Consider the following 19,097-nt stretch of genomic DNA (forward strand, 5'->3'; position numbering starts at 1 on the left):
CCTCCCTTTTAATAAAAAACAACAATAATTTATAAGTATACTTTTATGTAATTTAAAAAAAGTATTACACCAAAATTTAATAAAATAAATAAACCTAAAGTATAATTGTTAAATTTAGTTTTATAAGAAGATTAATAAATCTCAATTAATATTTTAAAAAAGAAACTTCTCTATAACAGTACTTTCAGCATAGAATACAGTTCCACTAAATAATATAAATAGGCTTTTAATTAAATTATCAAATTAAAAGAATTTTATTTCTAACGAGTTAAATTATGACATTACCAATCCTTCGCCTTAATGCTAATGCTGACCGTCGTATCCGTGCAGGACATTTATGGGTATATAGCAATGAAATAAATAATCAAGTTTCTCCCTTACAGGGATTTATTAGTGGTGATCAAGCTATTTTGGAAAATTCAACAGGTAAGCCATTAGGTGTTGTAGTGTTAAGCCCTAACAACCTTATTTGTGCAAGAATTATTTCTAGAAACACAGAGCATACATTAGGAAAGTCATTATTAGTACATCGTATTCAAGTAGCCCTATCATTAAGGGAACGCATTTTTAACAAGCCTTATTATCGCTTGGTATATGGTGACTCAGATTTATTACCAGGTCTTATTGTTGATCGTTTTGGTGATATTCTGGTAGCACAACTAAACTCAGCTGCTATGGAACAACATAAAGACGAAGTGCAAGCTGCACTCATTCAAGTATTAAAACCTAAAGGTATTGTATGGAAAAATGATAGCTCATCTCGTAATGCTGAATCATTACCTAGTTATGTTGAAGTTGCTTACGGTGATGTACCTGAATGGGCCTCTCTAGAAGAAAATGGTGTCATTTTCGAAGCCCCCATTCTTGAAGGTCAAAAAACAGGTTGGTTCTATGATCATCGCTTTAATCGCGCCCATCTTATGCCTTATGTGAAAGGTAAACGTGTCTTGGATTTATTTAGTTATATTGGCGGCTGGGGTATTCAAGCTGCTGTTAATGGTGCAACAGATGTTACCTGTATAGATTCATCTGCTTTTGCTTTAGATGGTGTGGAGCGCAATGCTACCTTAAACAAAGTAGCAGAAAAAATCACTTGTATTGAAGGTGATGTATTTGAAGCAATGAAAGAGTTAAAAGCCAATAATGAGAAGTTTGATGTTATTGTTGCTGATCCCCCTGCTTTTATTAAACGTAAAAAAGATTTTAAAAATGGACAAGCAGCCTATCATCGTCTAAATGAACTTGCAGTTAGGCTATTAGAAAAAGATGGTCTGTTAGTTAGCGCCTCTTGCTCTATGCATTTAGCTGAAGAAACATTAGTAGATATTGTGCAAGGTGCTGCACGCCATAATGATCGTTTTATGCAAATTATCGAACGTGGTTCACAAGGCCCAGATCACCCTGTGCATCCAGCTATTATGGAAACACGCTATATTAAATCATTACTATGTCGCGTATTACCCAACTAATTTTTTTTGGGTATCCATTAACCTACCCTGAACTAACAGTAAGGAAAATTTATATTTTCCTTACTGTCTACTAACCATCAGCTAATTTTAATAGCTTAATTGCTTTGCTGTTAAACCTTGAAACTTAAATGGTTCACTTGCTTTATATTGGCTATTAACATTGCCTGAAAAGATATTACGCTGTCCTTGCCCTAACTTTAGCGTTTTTACTGTTCCTGTTTCTTTTGAAAAATCAATTTGATTTAGATTAGTCCAAAAAACATTCGGAGTTAAAGCTGATTCAAAAAAGTATAAACGACGCTTATGGTCATACAAGGTACGCCATCTTGTTGATGAAATCTCTGGTGATGCCTCTGTTGTCAAACCATAAGGAACTGAAATATTACGAATAACACTAAAGACACTGGCTACTGCTGTATTATCATCTATTTGCTTAGGGAGACTATTAATATAAAAAGAAGCCCGAGCAAATCTGTCAGCCGCACGATTAGTTCCTGGTAAAAATGCTAGTCCACCAATATCTTGCCAATATTTTTCCATCTCTAACTGTTTATCATATGTTGGAGAGTTAGTCATTACTTGATATTGACGATTATGATGGATCACTTGATCCCCATTAATATACTCAATAATTGCACTATCACCTGTATTATCTGATAACGATAAATGTAACGTTGCCAAACGACTTTGACCTGGAACATTATCAGTCATGACAGTTAATGGATGCTGTTGTAAATAAGTAACTGCCTCAGCTACTGTTGCAAAGTTATCGAGCATAAATTGTGCCCATATAGAAATTGATAAGGCATGTCCTGATGCAGGTTTTGTCGAATACTCTGATTCTGCTAGCCATAATAAATTAGCGACTAGCCCTTTTTCATTAACACCATCTGTTGTTGCCACATCATAACTTGAAGCAATAACGCTACCATATTTTGATTGCCAACTGATTGATTGCTCACCTACCAAACCATTACGTTCTATTCCCCTTGGAAAAATCCACAAGTTAGTATCAATTTCATCTTTCCAATCCATAGAACGTGCGGTAATTATTTGTTGATTCTCACCTAAAAAAACTATACGAGTACAAGCATCACTGGTTGCTATAAAGCAAACCAAAGTAGCTAAAAAGCTACTATATAACTTAAGGTGACGTAATTTAAAAAGCTTCATCAGATTTCTCCATCATAACCAGTTAGTAACTACTTAATATTCATGATCAAATAGTATGGTTTTTAAATCATACGAAGCTAATTATTAGTTTTTTTTCTTAAGAAGAAAATTATCTTATAGGAGGGGGGGGTAAGTTAAAATTTATCACTTTTTTCTATTCTTTCTTATAAGGATTTTCTTATACTATTTAGTAATAATCTAGTTAATATCGACTTGTTTGTTGCATATATGGAACAATGATATCCATATAAAGGGCTTATTGTTATTTAAAAAACACTTAAAATAGATACCATGTTTTTCCAAAAATATACTTAAGCAAATAAATAAGGATTTAATATGACTACAGTAGCAATTGTTTATTTTAGTGGTTATGGCCACACTAAAAAACTAGCTGAAGCAGTACAACAAGGTGCAGCAGACAATGGTGCAAATGTTAAGCTCTATGCTATTTCTCAAGAAGGTGATTTACCAGAAAGTGATTTTGAAGAAATTGGTAAAGCTGATGCTATTATTTATGGTAGCCCCACTTACATGGCTGGCCCTGCTTGGCAATTTAAGAAATTTGCTGATGCTACTTCTAAAATTTGGTTTATGAGACAATGGCAAAATAAAGTAGCAGCAGGCTTTACTAACTCAGCTTCTGCTAATGGTGATAAAGGCCAAACTTTAAATTATCTATTTACCTTAGCACAACAACACGGTCAAATTTGGGTAGGTTTAGGTTTACTACCTTCTAACACCAAAGCACATAGTTCTGCTGATATTAACTGGTCTGGTGGTTCAATTGGTGTAATGGCTATCTCTCCTTCTGATGCATCACCAGAAGAAGCACCACACAAAGGTGATTTAGAAGCTGCTAAAGCATTAGGTAAACGTGTTACTGAAATTGCTACCAAATTGAAATAGTCTCAAATTATAGGAGAGTTAAAAACTCTCCTATAAAACGTGCTTATTTTTCTGCTAGTTTCTTTAACTCTTCTGCACGCAACTCCTTACGCAACACCTTACCCACATTAGTCATTGGAATAGAATCCCTAAACTCAATATATTTAGGGCGCTTATAGCCAGTAAGGTTATTTTTCATATATTTCATTACTTCATCACGAGTTAACACAGTGTCTGGCTTAACCACAATGAATAATTTAACAGCTTCACCTGACTTTTCATCAGGAATACCAATAGCTGCTGTGTGTAACACACCTTCTATCTGTACAGCCACATCTTCCACTTCATTGGGATAAACATTAAAACCTGATACCACAATCATATCTTTCTTACGATCAACAATACTTAAATAACCATCTTCACGGGCAATCGCTATATCACCTGTATGTAGCCATCCATCACTATCAATCACTTCTGCGGTTTCTTCTGGCTTATTCCAATAGCCTTTCATTACTTGTGGACCTTTTATACAAAGCTCACCACGCTCGCCAATAGGTACTTCATTGCCCTCATTATCAACAATTTTACATTGGGTTGAAGGTAAAGGCAGGCCAATACAACCTGTTTTAACCCAATTAGGCAAAGGTGGATTGGCAGTAATAACAGGACTTGCCTCTGTCATACCATATCCTTCACAAATTTGACAGCCCGTTAATTGTTGCCAACGTTCATTAGTGGCTGGCTGTAATGCCATACCACCTGATAAGGAAAGTTTTAAGTTAGAAAAATCCAGCTTTTTAAATTCCTCATTATTACAAAGTGAAGCAAACAATGTATTTAAACCAATAAATACAGTAAATGGATACTTAGCAACATCTTTAATTAATCCTTTAAGATTTCGAGGGTCGGTAATCAAAATATTATGGCCACCTAATACCATCACTACCATGCAATGAATAGTAAACGAATAAATATGATATAAAGGTAATGGTGAGATAACAATTTCTGTTCCCTCAGAAAGCCCTACCCCCATAAAATATTTGGACTGCATCATATTGGCCACAAGGTTACGATGAGTTAATGATGCGCCTTTAGCAATCCCTGTAGTACCACCCGTATATTGTAAAATAGTGACATCTTCCGGACTTGGAGTAATCTCTTTAAACGGTTTATTCGCTCCTATAGCTAATGCTTCTCTAAAAGATACTTTATTAGTAATTTGATAAGGTTTAACGAGTTTTTTAACATTTTTTACTATAAAGTTGGTAATGAATCGTTTTATAGGGGGTAAAAAATCACCTATCTCACTAACAATGACATGTTTAATTTTTGTATGAGGTAAAACCTCTTGTACCATATGTGCAGTCGTGGATAAACAAATAACCACTTTTACCTCAGCATCATTAAATTGATGTTCCATTTCCCTAAGGGTATACATAGGATTGGTGTTTACAACAATAAAACCCGCACGAATAATACCAAATATAATAATAGGATATTGCAACGTATTAGGTAGTTGTACAGCTATACGATCACCAGGATTAAGTTCTGGAATACTTTGCAAATAAGCTGCGAATTGTGCTGATAATTGGTTTACTTCACGATAAGTTAAAGTTTTCCCCATATTGGTAAAAGCAGGTTTATCTGCAAACTTGTCACACGACTCGTGAAAAACATCTAGCACGCTACTGTAGGCATTAACATCTATCTCAGCTGGAATAACTTCTGGATACTTATCCTGCCAAAACCCCTTATACATAGCATCTTCCTTCTATTCAATTAACCATTATTTTAAAACTATTGTTTTACTTTTATTAAATTTACCACAGCTAATATAAGAATATGCTATTGATGTGTAAAATTTATTAAAAACATACAAGAATGTATAGCATAAGGGGGATGATATACAATAGTCTAATGATAATTTTTTAACTCTTGTTCTCTTAACTGTCTACGTAATACTTTACCCACATTAGTAACGGGTAATTGCTCTCTAAATTCTAAATATTTTGGGCATTTATAACTTGCCAAATTATCATGCAAATAGGCCATAATATCTGACTCTGTTAATTTAATGCCCTCTTTTAACACCGTAAATAACTTAATCGCTTCACCTGATTTTTGATCTGGCACACCAATAGCAGCCGTCATAGCTATACCTGGTAATTCTGCCAAAATATTTTCTAGCTCATTAGGATAAACATTAAAACCAGATACTAAAATAATGTCTTTTTTACGATCAATAATACGCATATATCCATCTGGCTGAATCACTGCTATATCACCTGTTTTAAGCCAACCATCGGCGGTTAAAACCTTGGCTGTTTCTTCAGGCTGCCTCCAATAACCTTGCATCACTTGTGGGCCTTTTATACAAAGCTCTCCACATTCACCTAAAGGTAGTTCATTATCATTGTCATCAACCACTTTACAAAGCGTAGAAGCAACAGGCATGCCTATTGAGCCTAATTGGATATTTTCTACATAGTTAAAACTTACCACAGGGCTTGCTTCAGTCAAGCCATAGCCTTCACAAATATCAGTATCGGTAATTCTTTTCCATGCAGTATTGGTAGCAGGTTGTAGAGCCATACCTCCAGAAATGGTTAATTTTAAATGAGAAAAATCCAATTCTCTAAATTGGTTATCATTGCATAAAGCGGCAAATAATGTGTTCACTCCAATAAAAACAGTAAATGAAAACTTAGCTATTTCTTCTATTAATTTTGCTGTATCCCTTGGATTAGTTATCAGGATATTATTGACACCTAACATCAATAAAGCCATGCAATTAATAGTAAAGGCATAAACATGATACATAGGTAATGGTGCAATAACGATTTCTTTACCTATCTCTAATGTCCTTTCTAGTAAAGCCTTACATTGCAAGGTATTAGCCACTAAATTACGCTGTGTTAAAATAGCACCTTTAACAACCCCTGTAGTCCCTCCAGTATATTGCAATACAGCAATATCATCAGGCTGTAAATTAACCTGCTTTAAAGGTAATGACTGGCCAAGTATAAAGGCTTGTGTTAAATGAATACTATTAGGTAATGTGTAATTGATGATTTGCTGAAACGAAGATAAATATAAATCATCTAGCTCCGTTATAATAATGTGCTGAATGGACGTTTTGGCAATTATAGATTCTAATTTAGGTAATATAGCTGATAAGCAAATAATACCCTTTACACCTGCATCATTAAACTGGTGTAGCATCTCACGAGCAGTATATAAAGGGTTAATATTAACCACCACAAAACCTGCACGAATAATAGCAAACACAACCACAGGATATTGCAGTACATTAGGCATTTGAATAGCAATTCTATCACCTTTCTGTAAACCTGATAATTGCTGTAAATAGGCTGCAAGTTGCACGGATAAAGTATCTAATTGCCTATAACTAATGGTATAACTACCATTAGTAAAAGCAGCTTGTTGCGCAAATTTTTGGCAGGATGCACTGAATACATCCAAAATATTTTTGTAACACGTTGGATCTATTGTATAAGCAACATCTGCTGGGTATTTATTCTTCCAGAAGCTAGTATCCATAATACCACCCCCATTATATGAAAAATAAATTTCTAGCCAGTCTCTATATTTTTACCTAACAACTTATTTTATTCCTATAGGTAAAAAGTCTAACTGTGTGAAACTAAAATTATAATTATTAGTCAATTACCCTGTTCTCAATATCATAATAATACAAATCTGTTGGAGAGTAATTGCTATGACTCAATGGACCTCAAAACAAAAAAACGCTGTATTTGCAGCAGTAACCAGTTGGACACTAGACGCATTCGATTTTTTTATCTTAGTTTTTGTCCTTAAAGATATTGCAGCAAGTTTTAATGTGACAGTTCAAGAAGTCTCTTTGGCTGTCTTTCTAACTTTAGCTGTTCGACCGATAGGTGCATTAATATTTGGTCGTATGGCCGAAAAAGTAGGTAGAAAACCTGTTTTAATCACCAATATTATTATATTCTCTATTCTAGAAGCAGCCTCAGCATTTGCTCCAACACTCTTTATCTTTATTGCCATTCGTTGTATTTATGGTATTGCTATGGGAGGGATTTGGGGTGTAGCCTCTTCTCTAGCCTTAGAAACTGCTCCCAAACAAGCAAGGGGCTTTGTATCTGGTCTATTTCAAGCTGGTTACCCTGCTGGGTATTTAATTGCAGCCATTGTTTATGGCTCACTATTTAGTTTAATTGGTTGGGAAAAACTATTTATTATTGGTTCAATACCTATCTTATTAGCTGTATTTATTTGGTTTAAAGTGGAAGAGTCACCTGTCTGGTTAGCTTCTAAAAATGAGCATAAAACTAATGTTGCACTGCTGCCTATTGTTAAAAAACACTGGAAACTATGTTTATATGCTATTTTATTAATGACCTGTTTTAACTTTTTTAGCCATGGTACGCAAGATGTTTATCCTACTTTCCTTGAAAAACAACATGGTTTTGAACCACATATGGTCAGTATTATAGCTATCTGCTACAACATCGCTTCCATTCTAGGCGGCATATTATTCGGTAGTCTATCTGCGAAAATTGGTCGTCGTAAGGCAATTATTATCGCAGCACTCCTTTCATTACCTGCTATTCCTTTATGGGCATTTGCTACCAACTCTATTATGCTAGGTATTGGCGCATTTTTTATGCAATTTATGGTACAAGGTGCTTGGGGTGTAGTTCCTGTGTATTTAAATGAGCTAATGCCAGAAAATACTCGAGCAGTATTGCCTGGTTTTGTTTATCAACTGGGTAATCTATTGGCTTCCATTAATTTAACATTACAAGTCTATATAGCCAACCAAACTGGTGGTAATTATGGTATAGCTTTAGCGGTTGTAGCAGGTTCAGCAGCAATAGTTATTACTTTATTTATGTTTTTTAGTTCAGAGCGGCTTATAAAACAATAAATAGTAGTAAATTTATTAGGTAATGACGAAACTAATAGACAAATCCTGATAATATGTTATTAAATAGCACAAACCCTTTGGAGAATCTAGATTATGTTGCAAAAAGTTTTACTTGGATTATGCTTAATTCCTGTATTAGCTCATGCAGAAATAGCCTGCTTAGAAGGACCTTCTGGTGGCAAATGTCAAAATGTAGATATTCATGGTGAAATTTTTAAAACATCAACGCCCTCTAGCTCGGCCACCCCAAACCCTGCTAAACCAGCAGTAGCAACTAATAGTGCAGCTAATAATAAAAGAGTAAATTTTGTTATTAAGCCAAATCAACAAAAGGCAACAGCTAATAAAGTTAATCAAAAACAAGTAGCTAATAATGACTCTCGTCAAATGAGTATTGCTGAACAACGTGTTCGCCAAAGAGCACAATTGATGGAAGAGCGATTTATGCGTAGACAGGGTATGAATAACCTATCCGCTTTAAATAACAATGATTCTTTAACTAAGCGTAAGCAAGCTTCTGCTGAATTACGTCAAAAAGTAGAAGCACAGTAATAAACTGTGCTTTTATTTAAGCTGGATCTTTGTAGTTAATTGAATTACTACCCACAGCAGTAACCGGTCTACTAGTTGCTCGCTCAATACCCTCAGCAGCGACTTTAACCATCCATTCAATTTGCTCTGTAGTAATAATATAAGGTGGCATAAAGTAAACCACATTACCGATAGGTCTTAATAATAACCCTTGACTTAAAGCATACTGGAACACTTGCAACCCTCTTCTCTCTTGCCATGGATAGGGAGCTTTAGTTTGTTTATCTGCCACCATTTCCACAGCTAACACCATTCCTGTTTGACGTACTTCGCCCACATGAGGATGGTCAGCTAAATGAGCAGCAGCTTTAGCTAAACAAGTAGTTAAATGACGATTATTTTCTATCACCTTATCTTCTTTAAAAATATCTAAGGTAGCTAACGCGGCCGCACTAGCTAACGGATTACCTGTATAGCTATGGGAATGTAAAAAAGCGCGTAAGGTTTTATACTCATCATAAAAGGCTTGGTAAGTTTGATTACTGGTCATACATACCGACATGGGTAAGTAGCCACCTGTTAGAGCTTTTGATAAACATAAAAAATCAGGCGCAATACCTGCTTGCTCACAGGCAAACATTGTACCTGTACGACCAAATCCTACTGCAATTTCATCAAAAATAAGATGGACATTGTAACGATCACAAGCCTCTCTTAATTTTTGTAAATAAATAGGATGATACATGCGCATGCCGCCAGCACATTGTATTAATGGTTCAACAATAACGGCAGCTACTTGCTGATGGTTATCTGCTATAGTTTGTTCCATTTCCTTGAACATCATTAAAGAATGTTGTTCTGCTGTAACGCCCTCTGCCCTTAGATAACAATCAGGTGAAGGTACTTTAATAGCATCAAATAATAAAGCCTTATAAGTGTCTGTAAACAAGGCTACATCACCCACAGACATAGCAGCGACTGTTTCACCATGATAGCTATTGGTTAAGGTAATAAATTTCTTTTTAGCTGGTTGGCCTTGATTTAACCAATAATGAAAACTCATTTTTAAAGCGATTTCGATACAAGATGAGCCATTATCAGCAAAAAAACAACGATCTAATCCTTTTGGCGTTAACTCAACTAAACGTTCTGATAACTCAATAATAGGCTGGTGAGTAAAACCTGCCATTATTACATGTTCTAATTGATCAACTTGTTGCTTAATTCGTTCATTGATACGAGGATTAGCATGACCAAACACATTGACCCACCATGAGCTGACACCATCTAAATAACGATTACCATCAAAATCCTCTAACCAAATACCCTCACCCTTTTTAACAGGCACTAATGGTAATTGCTCATGATCTTTCATTTGTGTGCATGGATGCCATAACACTGCTAAATCTCGTTGCATCCATTGATCATTTAAACTCACATCGATCTCCTATAATAAAGGGGTAATATCTATATGGCTGATAATCTGTTCAGCCTTTATATTTTCTATATAAGGTACAACACCTAAACAAGGTAAAGCTAAATGCGTATGTAATGTTAGTAAGTTTTCATCTAAACGTGACATATTAGGATCAACAATATTGGCTACCCAAGCAATCACTTGCAAGCCATCTTGTTCAATAGCTTGTTTAGTTAATAACGCATGACTAACACAACCTAAACGAACTCCAACAACTAAAATAACAGGAGCTTTTAAATTTTTAGCTAAATCTGATAAGTACTCACTATCATTTAAAGGTACTCGCCAACCACCAGCGCCCTCTATAACATTAAAATCAGCCCCTTTATCTAAAACCACCTGTATGGCTGGCAATAATTTAACTGCCGACAAATTAACCCTAGCTTCTTGCGCAGCAATATGGGGAGCTATTGCTGGCTCAAAAGCGATGGGATTAATTTCTGCATACGCTAAAGGTAATGAACAATGCTCCCATAATGCTAAAGCGTCTTCATTGCGTAAACCTTCTACTGTTTTCTCACAGCCTGATGCCACTGGCTTTACTGCTGCGGTTGATAATCCTTTGGCTTTGGCAGCAGCTAACAAACCACATGCTATTGTTGTTTTACCTATTTCTGTATCTGTACCTGTAATAAAAAAGGGTTTTTGTGATGACACGTTTTTATCCTTTCCTTAAATAGCCGTAAATAACCTGATAAGTTGCAGGTAGCCCTTGTGTTGTACGAAAACTATCATATGCATTTATTAAAGTATTTAATTGCTGGCGAGTTGTTAATCCTTTATGACGTTGTGGATTAATATTATGTGCGCCTATTCCCTTTAAATCGTTCATTAATAATTTCAAATTAGGATAATAACTTTTCTCAGCAATACATTGAGTATCTTGAATGATGAATCTACTACTATGTATTAATTGTTGATAATGTTGATAGTTAATAAAACTATTAACATGAATATAACTATCTACAGCTTGCCAACTTTGTTTTAACTCCCTTAATGTACCATCACATAAACTGGTAAATAGAAAGATACCTTGCGGTGTTAAAACTCGGTACACTTCATCAAGTACAGCTGAAAAGTCATGACACCACTGTAAAGCTAAATTAGAAAAAACAAGATCTATACTATTATCTTTTATAGGGAGCTGTTCTGCATCTCCAGCTATCCAGCTATTGATTGTTACAGATTGTTGAGCTTGTTTTAACATTCCCTCTGCTAAGTCTAGGCCACATAAAGCTGCTTGTGGAAACTTTTTGTTTAATTGTTGAGTAAAATAGCCTGTACCGCAGCCTAGATCTAAAATACTATTAGCTTGGAAAGCATCTGGTAACCTGTTTAATAGATTTTTACCAATAGTCCTTTGTAACTCCGCAGAATGGTCATAACTAGTAGCTGCTTTGGAGAAAGAGTCGGCAATATCCAATTTACTGGGTTTGCTTATTGCATTCATGAGTTAGCCTTAATAAATTGATCTACTTTTTCGGCTATCAATTGGTATGACTGTACAGGAAAAGCATGCCCAGTACCTTTTAGTAACTCTACACTAGCCTCTGGTAACAAATCAATTATTGCCTTGCTACAGCTACTTGGAACTAATGTATCTAACTCTGCTAACAAGTGGTATTGTGACCCTTTATACTGTTTTAATGCCTGTTGTGTATCTAATACAGCCAAAAGATCTAAACCTGCATTAGCTTGCTCTGTAGAATAATCTGGTAAACTTTGTTGTAATTGCCTTACCAGTTGCTTAGCATCCGCACAACCTTGAGCAACTAGCTGTAGAAAACGTTTTATTGTTTGCTGTGGTGATTGAAGATAATTTTGTTGGAAATTTATAAATGTATCTTCTGCCATTGCCGTAGGCCAATCTATTTGGGCTTTAAAACAAGTATTACTAGCCAAAGTTATCAATCCTAAGCACTGCTCACTATATTGTTGAGTCATTTGACTGAGTAATTGCCCGCCTAAAGACCAACCTAACCAATAACTTTTTTCTGTTAACTGTTTTGCAAGACTAGATACCCACCGTGTAGAATCTACTAAATAAGGTAAATCAGCCAGCTTAACTTCATATCCTAATGTTATTAACTGATTAGCTAGGTTTTCTAATGGTACTGTTCCTATTCCCCAACCTGTTACTAAAAAGATTGATTGTTTCATTTATTAGAACCTTTAAAACGCTGCCAACAAATAGTTAATGCCTCTAATAGTTGTTCAACATGATTCTCAGTATGTGCAGCGGTTAAAGTAATACGTAATCTGGCACTACCATCAGGAACAGTGGGGGGACGGATAGCTGTCACTAAAATATGTTGTTCTTTTAAAGCTTCAGAAAACTGTATAGCTTGTTCGCTTGCGCCTATTAGAATAGGTTGAATGGCTGTTTGGCTATCCATTAAAGGCAGACCTATTTGCTCTGCCCCTTCTCTAAATAATTTAATCAATTTATTTAAATGTGTTCTACGCCAAGCTTCCTCTTGAATTAACTGGAGACTTTGTAAGGTAGCTGCTGCTATAGCAGGTGATTGGCTAGTGGTATAAATATAAGGGCGAGCAAATTGGATAAGTGTTTCTATTAACTCCTCACTACCTGCAATAAAAGCGCCTGATGTACCAAAGGCTTTACCTAAAGTACCAATTAATACAGGCACATCTGCGGTGGTTAAGCCAAAATGCTCAACAATCCCGCCACCATTTTCACCTAACACACCAAAACCATGAGCATCATCTACCATTACCCATGCTTGTTGTTGTTTGGCTATTTGACAAATAGCAGGCAGGTTAGCTAGATCACCATCCATACTAAATACGCCATCAGTTACAATCAGCGTATCACCTACTGCTCTTTTTGAACGTAGTTGTAAATTATCAGGGTTATTATGCTGATAACGAAAGAAACGAGCACCACTTAATAAACCTGCATCTAGCAATGAAGCATGGTTTAAGCGATCTTCTAAAATAGTATCTTGTTTTCCCACTAAACTAGTAACTGCTGCTAGGTTAGCCATGTAGCCTGTAGTAAATAATAATACCCGCTCACGCTTCGTCCATGTTGCTAATTCAAGCTCTAGTTGATGATGAGGTTCACTGTGACCAATAACTAGATGAGAAGCACCACCACCCACTCCCCACTGTTTCGCACCTATTTGTAAAGCTTCAATTACTTTAGGATGAGCAGCTAAACCTAAGTAGTCATTGCTACAAAATGCCAAGTAGTTCTGGCCATTTATCTTAACTTCTGGCGCTTGTGGGCTTTGTAAATTCAAGCGCGTTCGATAAAGGTGTTTAGCTTTTTGCTCAGCACAACGAGCAGCCAAATCAAAGCTCATGATAACTCCTAATTAAGCTTTAGTAGCATCATAAAACATACTGGACTGACGTTGCTCTAATACTGCTTGCTCAATGGCTGCTTGATGTACTTCATCAGCATGATCTTGTCTTTGCTCAGGCTTAATGCCTAGCTTTTTAAATAAGGCACGGTCTTTTTCTGCTTGGGGGTTAGCCGTTGTTAATAATCTATCCCCATAGAAAATCGAGTTAGCACCTGCTAAAAAGGCTAAGGATTGCATTTGCTCATTCATTTGCTCACGACCAGCTGATAAGCGTACATGTGATTTAGGCATCATAATTCTTGCTACGGCAAGCATTCGAATAAAATCAAAAGGCTCTACATCTTCTGCATTTTCTAAGGGCGTACCTTTTACTTTTACTAGATTATTAATAGGTACACTCTCAGGATGCTCAGGTAAATTAGCTAATTGAATTAATAAATTAGCACGATCATCCAATGACTCCCCCATACCTAAAATGCCACCTGAGCAAATTTTCATGCCTGCTTCACGAACATAAGATAATGTTTGTAAACGCTCACTATAAGTACGGGTAGTAATAATATTGGTGTAAAAATCAGGTGAAGTATCTAAGTTATGGTTATAGTAATCTAGTCCAGCATCAGCTAACTGCATTGCTTGCTCTTGATTTAAACGACCTAATGTCATACAGGTCTCTAAACCCAATGCTTTAACACCTTTTACCATTTCTAGTACATAAGGCATATCTTTAACAGTTGGATGTTTCCACGCAGCCCCCATACAAAAACGTGTTGAGCCTATTTCCTTGGCGGCCTTAGCCTCTTCCAAAACTTTTTGTACTTCTAGTAATTTTTCTTTATCAAGTCCTGTGTCATAATGGCCTGATTGTGGACAATATTTACAATCTTCTGGACAGGCTCCTGTTTTAATAGATAACAAGGTAGATACTTGTACCTGATTAGCATCAAAGTGCTGACGGTGTACTGTTTGAGCTTGGAAGATTAAATCATTAAAAGGCATCGTAAGCAAATTGCGAACTTCTGCTAAAACCCAATCATGGCGAATAGCACCTAATGTCATCTAAGTATCCTTAATAATAGTAATTACAGGCTAATAATTAACTAATCATAATAGGATTATCCTAGTTATTGTCAACTATTTTTATATCATCGGTTTACATTTGTTTATTTATTAAACAAAAAAATATTTTGTTAGCTAATTATAAATAGTAAAAATATACTAAAATGACTATTTTAATTTATTTTATTAATTTTAAAGCCTTTTATAACAATCTCTTAACACTAAAAACTATTTAAAAACAACAATCGATATAAAAAATAAATCATATAGTTAGTTTTTATTAATTTTTATAATTAATCACATATCCCTATACTTTATACAAGTTTTCAAAAACAGTCCTCATTGGAGAGATAATATGACTAATAAAACGATTTTAACTTCAGCTAGCGGTGCTCCTGTAGCTGACAATCAAAACTCTCGTACTGCTGGCAAGCGTGGTCCAGTGACTTTAGACGACTTCCATTTAGTTGAGAAATTAGCTCACTTTAACCGTGAAAATATTCCTGAAAGACGTGTTCATGCTAAGGGTTCAGGCGCTCATGGTATATTTACAGTGACTAACGATATCACTAAATATACTTTTGCAAAACTATTCTCAAAAGTAGGCAAACAAACACCAATGTTTGCTCGCTTCTCTACGGTAGGTGGTGAACGTGGTTCTGCCGATACTGCACGTGATCCACGCGGTTTCGCGTTAAAATTCTATACTGAAGAAGGTAACTTTGATTTAGTGGGTAATAACACACCTGTATTTTTTATTCGTGATGCTATTAAATTCCCTGACTTTATTCATACTCAAAAACGTGACCCAAAAACTAACTTAAAATGCCCTCGTATGATGTGGGACTTCTGGTCACTTTCTCCTGAGTCATTACATCAAGTAACTATTTTATTCTCAGATCGTGGTATTCCTGATGGTTATCGTCATATGCATGGTTTTGGTAGTCATACATATAGCTTAATTAACCAAGATGGGGTTCGTACTTGGGTTAAATGGCACTTTAGAACTAAACAAGGTATTAAGAACATCCATCCTAAAAAAGCTGAAGAGTTAGCAGGTACTAATCCAGATTGGGCTCAAGATGATTTATTCCATGCGATTGAGCGTGGAGATTATCCAAAATGGGGGGTTTATATTCAAGTAATGACTGAGAAACAAGCCAGTGAGCGTACTGAAAACCCATTTGATGTGACTAAAGTGTGGTCACAAAAAGAATTCCCATTAATTGAAGTGGGTGAATTTGAATTAAACCGTAATCCTGAAAACTACTTTGCTGAAGTAGAACAAGCTGGCTTTGCACCTAGCAACGTTGTGCCTGGCACAGGTTTATCACCTGACAGAATGTTACAAGGTCGTGTTTTTGCTTATGCTGATGCACAACGTTATCGTATTGGTACTAATTATCAACAATTACCAGTAAATGGGCCTAAATGCCCTTATCATACCTATCAACGTGATGGCTCTATGCGTTTTGATGGTAATAGTGGTGGTATGCCAAACTATGAACCTAATAGTTTTGAAGATGCACCTAAACAAACTAATATTAAAGAACCTATTTACCCTGAATCTAATTCAGGCCCAGCTTATCAGTATGATCATCGTGAAGATACAGATTACTACAGCCAAGCAGGCGCTTTATTTAGATTAATGAATGATGAGCAGAAAGCTTTATTAATTGATAACATTGTTAATTCAATGAGAGGGATTGATGAGACTATTCAACGTCGTCAAATTGAGCATTTCTTGAAAGCTGATCAGGCTTATGGCGAAGGTGTTGCTAAAGGCTTAGACATTAAATAAGAATTTAGGATTGAGCTTACATCAAGCTCAATCCTTTTTCATAATAAAATATTAATCACACTTAGTTGCTAATTTTACAATCTGTGCCTTATAAACAGAGTCATCTTCTGAGGCAAACTCAATAAAACTCTTAATATGACCTTGTGCCTTTAACATACCTGTAGTAAACGTTTCATCAATAGTATCTACCTTAAACTCTTTGCCTTTATCATCATAAGCTTTAAAGCACACTTTTGATAAATCTACAGCTTTTGGCCCAATATTTAGTAACTCCACATTAAAGCTCTTTACATAAAATACTTTATTACCTACAGAAACAGCACTTAACTCACCTTGATTTGATCTCACCATTACGGTGTCATAGGGAGTTTCAGCAAAAACATTGATAGCTAGTAGTAACCCAAAACCTGTTGCTATTACTTTTTTCATTAATAAAACCTCATTATCATACAGATAAAACTTCAATTTTTATTATAGTAAACATTAGGCTAACTTTTGTGTGCTAGGCTCCTTTCACTTCCTCTAATAAATTTGGATGTTTATCTAATATTTTCAATAACTTAACTACAGATACAGGAGGTACAGCCTTACCTGTTTCATACCGTGAAAAAGCGTTTACACCCCCACCAAAAATATCTGCGGCTTCTTGTTGAGTAAGCTCTAACTTTTTACGAACCCGTATTATAAATTCTGGGTTTATTTCTTTAGCATTTACTTTTTTATTTAAAATGGTTGCTGCATCACTAATTAATCGACTAATCTCCATATCATAGATAACTTCATCGCAACCTGTACAATATAAACCTGGTAGTTTTTTGAGGGTTACACTTTCACCTTTATAAGCATAGGTAAAATCTTTCCTATCCCTGACTAACTTTGCACCACACTCTGGACATTTATTAATAGTCATCATCGCTCCCTCTTTATATTACTTTGTATAACCATAACAAACTTACTAAATATTAATACTTTACGACTCATACTAACCTATAAGGTTAGCAACATCAATTAGTATCATGGTCTAATATAAAGTAAAAAATTCTTTATAATTCTGATTGTTATTTATTATAACTAAGTAAAATTAATTACAGGTTAATTTTGACCATATTGTCACTATTTGCTTTTCATCTAATTGTAATTTTAATAAATCAACAAAGTTGTTTTGGTAATCTCTTAACAGCTGCTTACCATCAGGGATTATCCCCTTTTGTTTACGATTTAACAAACGACAAGGGACAACTTGTTGCACCATTTGACGTTGTTGCTTTTGTGTATCTGGGGCGGTATCAATCTGATCATTAACAACCCCTAATACAGTTCCTAATGAATTAGTTTTAGGTACATTATCACTACGAATTAAGAAATCATAAAATTGCATATAATTTAATACTGAAAACTTTTCTTTTGTTGTTAGATCTTGCTGTTCTTGCTCTAATAAATTTGACACAGGATTGTAGGCTAACAAAGAGGCTTCTAATAAATAATCTTCTTGGGCATGATAAAAACGCCCCTGCTCTATTGCTTGCTGCATTAAAAAGCTATAAGCAACAACAATAACCAATGGCACTAGCAAATAATTAATTACTTTCTTTTTCATGGTTATTTAGCCTCACAAGAAAGGTTAAGTATTTGCAACCAATCATTATTAACTGTCTGTATATATATTGCCTTTAATTGTTCCATATTTTGTTTATTATCTTTAGCATTATCATTAAAAAGTACATCATAATAATCTTTTGTTATGGGGTGTTTTAAACGATAACGTTGTAAATCACAGAGTAATAACTTATTTTCTTGCTCTTTTATCGCCAGTTCTTTAAAACTAAATAAACGAACAATTCGATTAATATTTTTACCATTAACAGACCAATCTATTATTTTACTGTTTAAATTAGCTTCTATTAGTGCATCACTAGGTAAATTTGTAGCCTCAATGGTTTTCATTTGATTCCATGCTAATTTAGGAGCTTCTAAATAGCGTTGATAATATCTAGCGTTATGAAATCCTTTCAATAACATATAAAAACTACCTGGAATCACTATTACACAAATAAAAGCAATAATTACCCGTTTTATAATTACTTTAGACATATTAATATACTTATTTAAATTTCCATTAATAGCCTTGTCTAATCCTTCGCATAAATCATAAACAAGAGTTGTAACAAGTGACTAACTGTATTAAATTAGCGGCCAAAGTTATGAGCAAGTATAGGAAATAAGTTAATGACTTCCGATATTTTATCCCTATCAATCACTATAGTGATTGTTATTATTATAGCGATTGTAGCAATTAAAGTGATTAAAAATTATCTTGATGATTAAAAACAAGATTCTATTCTTTACTTATATGGCACTGTATAAAACGTTATACAATTACTAATAAATTACTCATACTACTTATCGTTTTAAGTTATGATACAAATCTAGCCATAAT

General features: G+C 34.9%; 18 protein-coding genes. 5 read left to right on the forward strand and 13 right to left on the reverse strand.

Translation table 11 applies throughout. From position 1 onward, the window contains the following. Window positions 1-275 precede the first annotated feature (275 nt). Complete coding sequence (locus MTZ49_RS12460; RefSeq protein ID WP_264745862.1) at window positions 276-1,469, forward strand: class I SAM-dependent rRNA methyltransferase; 1,194 nt, start codon at window positions 276-278, stop codon at window positions 1,467-1,469. A gap of 87 nt (window positions 1,470-1,556) precedes the next feature. On the opposite strand, the gene MTZ49_RS12465 is transcribed toward MTZ49_RS12460, so the two are convergent. Continuing rightward, complete coding sequence (locus MTZ49_RS12465) at window positions 1,557-2,642, reverse strand: linear amide C-N hydrolase (RefSeq protein WP_264745863.1); 1,086 nt, start codon at window positions 2,640-2,642, stop codon at window positions 1,557-1,559. A gap of 336 nt (window positions 2,643-2,978) precedes the next feature. Between MTZ49_RS12465 and MTZ49_RS12470 the strand changes: the two genes are divergently transcribed. Next, entirely contained in the window at window positions 2,979-3,548 is a 570-nt protein-coding gene (locus MTZ49_RS12470; protein ID WP_264745864.1) for a flavodoxin family protein, read from the forward strand. Window positions 3,549-3,591: 43 nt separating this feature from the next. On the opposite strand, the gene MTZ49_RS12475 is transcribed toward MTZ49_RS12470, so the two are convergent. After that, complete coding sequence (locus MTZ49_RS12475) at window positions 3,592-5,286, reverse strand: AMP-binding protein (protein WP_264745865.1); 1,695 nt, start codon at window positions 5,284-5,286, stop codon at window positions 3,592-3,594. 155 nt (window positions 5,287-5,441) lie between these two features. After that, on the reverse strand, window positions 5,442-7,088 hold the full coding sequence (locus MTZ49_RS12480; protein WP_264745866.1) for an AMP-binding protein: 1,647 nt from the start codon (window positions 7,086-7,088) through the stop codon (window positions 5,442-5,444). Between the two features lie 178 nt (window positions 7,089-7,266). On the opposite strand from MTZ49_RS12480, the gene MTZ49_RS12485 reads away from it, so the two are divergent. Together MTZ49_RS12485 and MTZ49_RS12490 are read left to right on the forward strand one after the other, a co-directional pair. Further along, window positions 7,267-8,460, forward strand: coding sequence for an MFS transporter (locus MTZ49_RS12485; RefSeq protein ID WP_264745867.1), 1,194 nt, complete (start codon window positions 7,267-7,269; stop codon window positions 8,458-8,460). A gap of 93 nt (window positions 8,461-8,553) precedes the next feature. Next, complete coding sequence (locus tag MTZ49_RS12490) at window positions 8,554-9,012, forward strand: hypothetical protein (protein WP_264745868.1); 459 nt, start codon at window positions 8,554-8,556, stop codon at window positions 9,010-9,012. Between the two features lie 16 nt (window positions 9,013-9,028). On the opposite strand, the gene MTZ49_RS12495 is transcribed toward MTZ49_RS12490, so the two are convergent. The 6 genes from MTZ49_RS12495 to bioB are packed head-to-tail and all read right to left on the reverse strand — an operon-like array spanning window position 9,029 to window position 14,859. After that, complete coding sequence (locus tag MTZ49_RS12495; RefSeq protein ID WP_264745869.1) at window positions 9,029-10,429, reverse strand: adenosylmethionine--8-amino-7-oxononanoate transaminase; 1,401 nt, start codon at window positions 10,427-10,429, stop codon at window positions 9,029-9,031. Window positions 10,430-10,438: 9 nt separating this feature from the next. Further along, the gene (bioD, locus tag MTZ49_RS12500; RefSeq protein ID WP_264745870.1) at window positions 10,439-11,125 is read right to left on the reverse strand and encodes a dethiobiotin synthase; all 687 of its coding nucleotides are present in this window, start codon (window positions 11,123-11,125) and stop codon (window positions 10,439-10,441) included. Window positions 11,126-11,129: 4 nt separating this feature from the next. After that, a complete protein-coding gene (gene bioC / locus MTZ49_RS12505; protein ID WP_264745871.1) occupies window positions 11,130-11,918 on the reverse strand; it encodes a malonyl-ACP O-methyltransferase BioC in 789 nt (262 codons plus the stop codon). Next, window positions 11,915-12,628, reverse strand: a complete 714-nt coding sequence (locus MTZ49_RS12510) for an alpha/beta fold hydrolase (protein WP_264745872.1) — start codon at window positions 12,626-12,628, stop codon at window positions 11,915-11,917. The genes bioC and MTZ49_RS12510 overlap by 4 nt, the downstream gene beginning before the upstream one ends. Continuing rightward, a complete protein-coding gene (gene bioF, locus MTZ49_RS12515) occupies window positions 12,625-13,797 on the reverse strand; it encodes an 8-amino-7-oxononanoate synthase (RefSeq protein WP_264745873.1) in 1,173 nt (390 codons plus the stop codon). The genes MTZ49_RS12510 and bioF overlap by 4 nt, the downstream gene beginning before the upstream one ends. A gap of 12 nt (window positions 13,798-13,809) precedes the next feature. Beyond that, a complete protein-coding gene (bioB, locus tag MTZ49_RS12520; protein ID WP_264745874.1) occupies window positions 13,810-14,859 on the reverse strand; it encodes a biotin synthase BioB in 1,050 nt (349 codons plus the stop codon). A 355-nt stretch (window positions 14,860-15,214) separates the two neighbouring features. Between bioB and MTZ49_RS12525 the strand changes: the two genes are divergently transcribed. Then, window positions 15,215-16,660 (forward strand): catalase, encoded by a 1,446-nt coding sequence (locus MTZ49_RS12525; protein ID WP_264745875.1) that lies wholly within the window; start codon window positions 15,215-15,217, stop codon window positions 16,658-16,660. A gap of 51 nt (window positions 16,661-16,711) precedes the next feature. Here the strand turns inward: MTZ49_RS12525 and MTZ49_RS12530 are convergent, their stop codons facing one another. The 4 genes from MTZ49_RS12530 to MTZ49_RS12545 form a co-directional block, all read right to left on the reverse strand. After that, window positions 16,712-17,089 (reverse strand): DUF4354 family protein, encoded by a 378-nt coding sequence (locus MTZ49_RS12530; RefSeq protein ID WP_264745876.1) that lies wholly within the window; start codon window positions 17,087-17,089, stop codon window positions 16,712-16,714. A gap of 73 nt (window positions 17,090-17,162) precedes the next feature. Further along, window positions 17,163-17,570 (reverse strand): type II toxin-antitoxin system MqsA family antitoxin, encoded by a 408-nt coding sequence (locus MTZ49_RS12535; protein ID WP_264745877.1) that lies wholly within the window; start codon window positions 17,568-17,570, stop codon window positions 17,163-17,165. Window positions 17,571-17,741: 171 nt separating this feature from the next. Further along, window positions 17,742-18,257 carry a hypothetical protein gene (locus MTZ49_RS12540; RefSeq protein ID WP_264745878.1) on the reverse strand — a complete coding sequence of 172 codons (516 nt, stop codon included), beginning with the start codon at window positions 18,255-18,257 and terminating at the stop codon, window positions 17,742-17,744. A 2-nt stretch (window positions 18,258-18,259) separates the two neighbouring features. Beyond that, the gene (locus MTZ49_RS12545; RefSeq protein ID WP_264745879.1) at window positions 18,260-18,751 is read right to left on the reverse strand and encodes a hypothetical protein; all 492 of its coding nucleotides are present in this window, start codon (window positions 18,749-18,751) and stop codon (window positions 18,260-18,262) included. Window positions 18,752-19,097 lie beyond the last annotated feature (346 nt).

The sequence above is a fragment of the Entomomonas sp. E2T0 genome, from assembly GCF_025985425.1.
Taxonomy (GTDB): domain Bacteria; phylum Pseudomonadota; class Gammaproteobacteria; order Pseudomonadales; family Pseudomonadaceae; genus Entomomonas.

Excerpts from the sequence above, each read along its gene's own strand:
- MTZ49_RS12460 (WP_264745862.1), top strand. The coding sequence starts at position 276 with ATGACATTACCAATCCTTCGCCTTAATGCTAATGCTGACCGTCGTATC.
- MTZ49_RS12465 (WP_264745863.1), bottom strand. The coding sequence starts at position 2,642 with ATGAAGCTTTTTAAATTACGTCACCTTAAGTTATATAGTAGCTTTTTA.
- MTZ49_RS12470 (WP_264745864.1), top strand. The coding sequence starts at position 2,979 with ATGACTACAGTAGCAATTGTTTATTTTAGTGGTTATGGCCACACTAAA.
- MTZ49_RS12475 (WP_264745865.1), bottom strand. The coding sequence starts at position 5,286 with ATGTATAAGGGGTTTTGGCAGGATAAGTATCCAGAAGTTATTCCAGCT.
- MTZ49_RS12480 (WP_264745866.1), bottom strand. The coding sequence starts at position 7,088 with ATGGATACTAGCTTCTGGAAGAATAAATACCCAGCAGATGTTGCTTAT.
- MTZ49_RS12485 (WP_264745867.1), top strand. The coding sequence starts at position 7,267 with ATGACTCAATGGACCTCAAAACAAAAAAACGCTGTATTTGCAGCAGTA.
- MTZ49_RS12490 (WP_264745868.1), top strand. The coding sequence starts at position 8,554 with ATGTTGCAAAAAGTTTTACTTGGATTATGCTTAATTCCTGTATTAGCT.
- bioC (WP_264745871.1), bottom strand. The coding sequence starts at position 11,918 with ATGAATGCAATAAGCAAACCCAGTAAATTGGATATTGCCGACTCTTTC.
- MTZ49_RS12510 (WP_264745872.1), bottom strand. The coding sequence starts at position 12,628 with ATGAAACAATCAATCTTTTTAGTAACAGGTTGGGGAATAGGAACAGTA.
- bioF (WP_264745873.1), bottom strand. The coding sequence starts at position 13,797 with ATGAGCTTTGATTTGGCTGCTCGTTGTGCTGAGCAAAAAGCTAAACAC.
- bioB (WP_264745874.1), bottom strand. The coding sequence starts at position 14,859 with ATGACATTAGGTGCTATTCGCCATGATTGGGTTTTAGCAGAAGTTCGC.
- MTZ49_RS12525 (WP_264745875.1), top strand. The coding sequence starts at position 15,215 with ATGACTAATAAAACGATTTTAACTTCAGCTAGCGGTGCTCCTGTAGCT.
- MTZ49_RS12530 (WP_264745876.1), bottom strand. The coding sequence starts at position 17,089 with ATGAAAAAAGTAATAGCAACAGGTTTTGGGTTACTACTAGCTATCAAT.
- MTZ49_RS12535 (WP_264745877.1), bottom strand. The coding sequence starts at position 17,570 with ATGACTATTAATAAATGTCCAGAGTGTGGTGCAAAGTTAGTCAGGGAT.
- MTZ49_RS12540 (WP_264745878.1), bottom strand. The coding sequence starts at position 18,257 with ATGAAAAAGAAAGTAATTAATTATTTGCTAGTGCCATTGGTTATTGTT.
- MTZ49_RS12545 (WP_264745879.1), bottom strand. The coding sequence starts at position 18,751 with ATGTCTAAAGTAATTATAAAACGGGTAATTATTGCTTTTATTTGTGTA.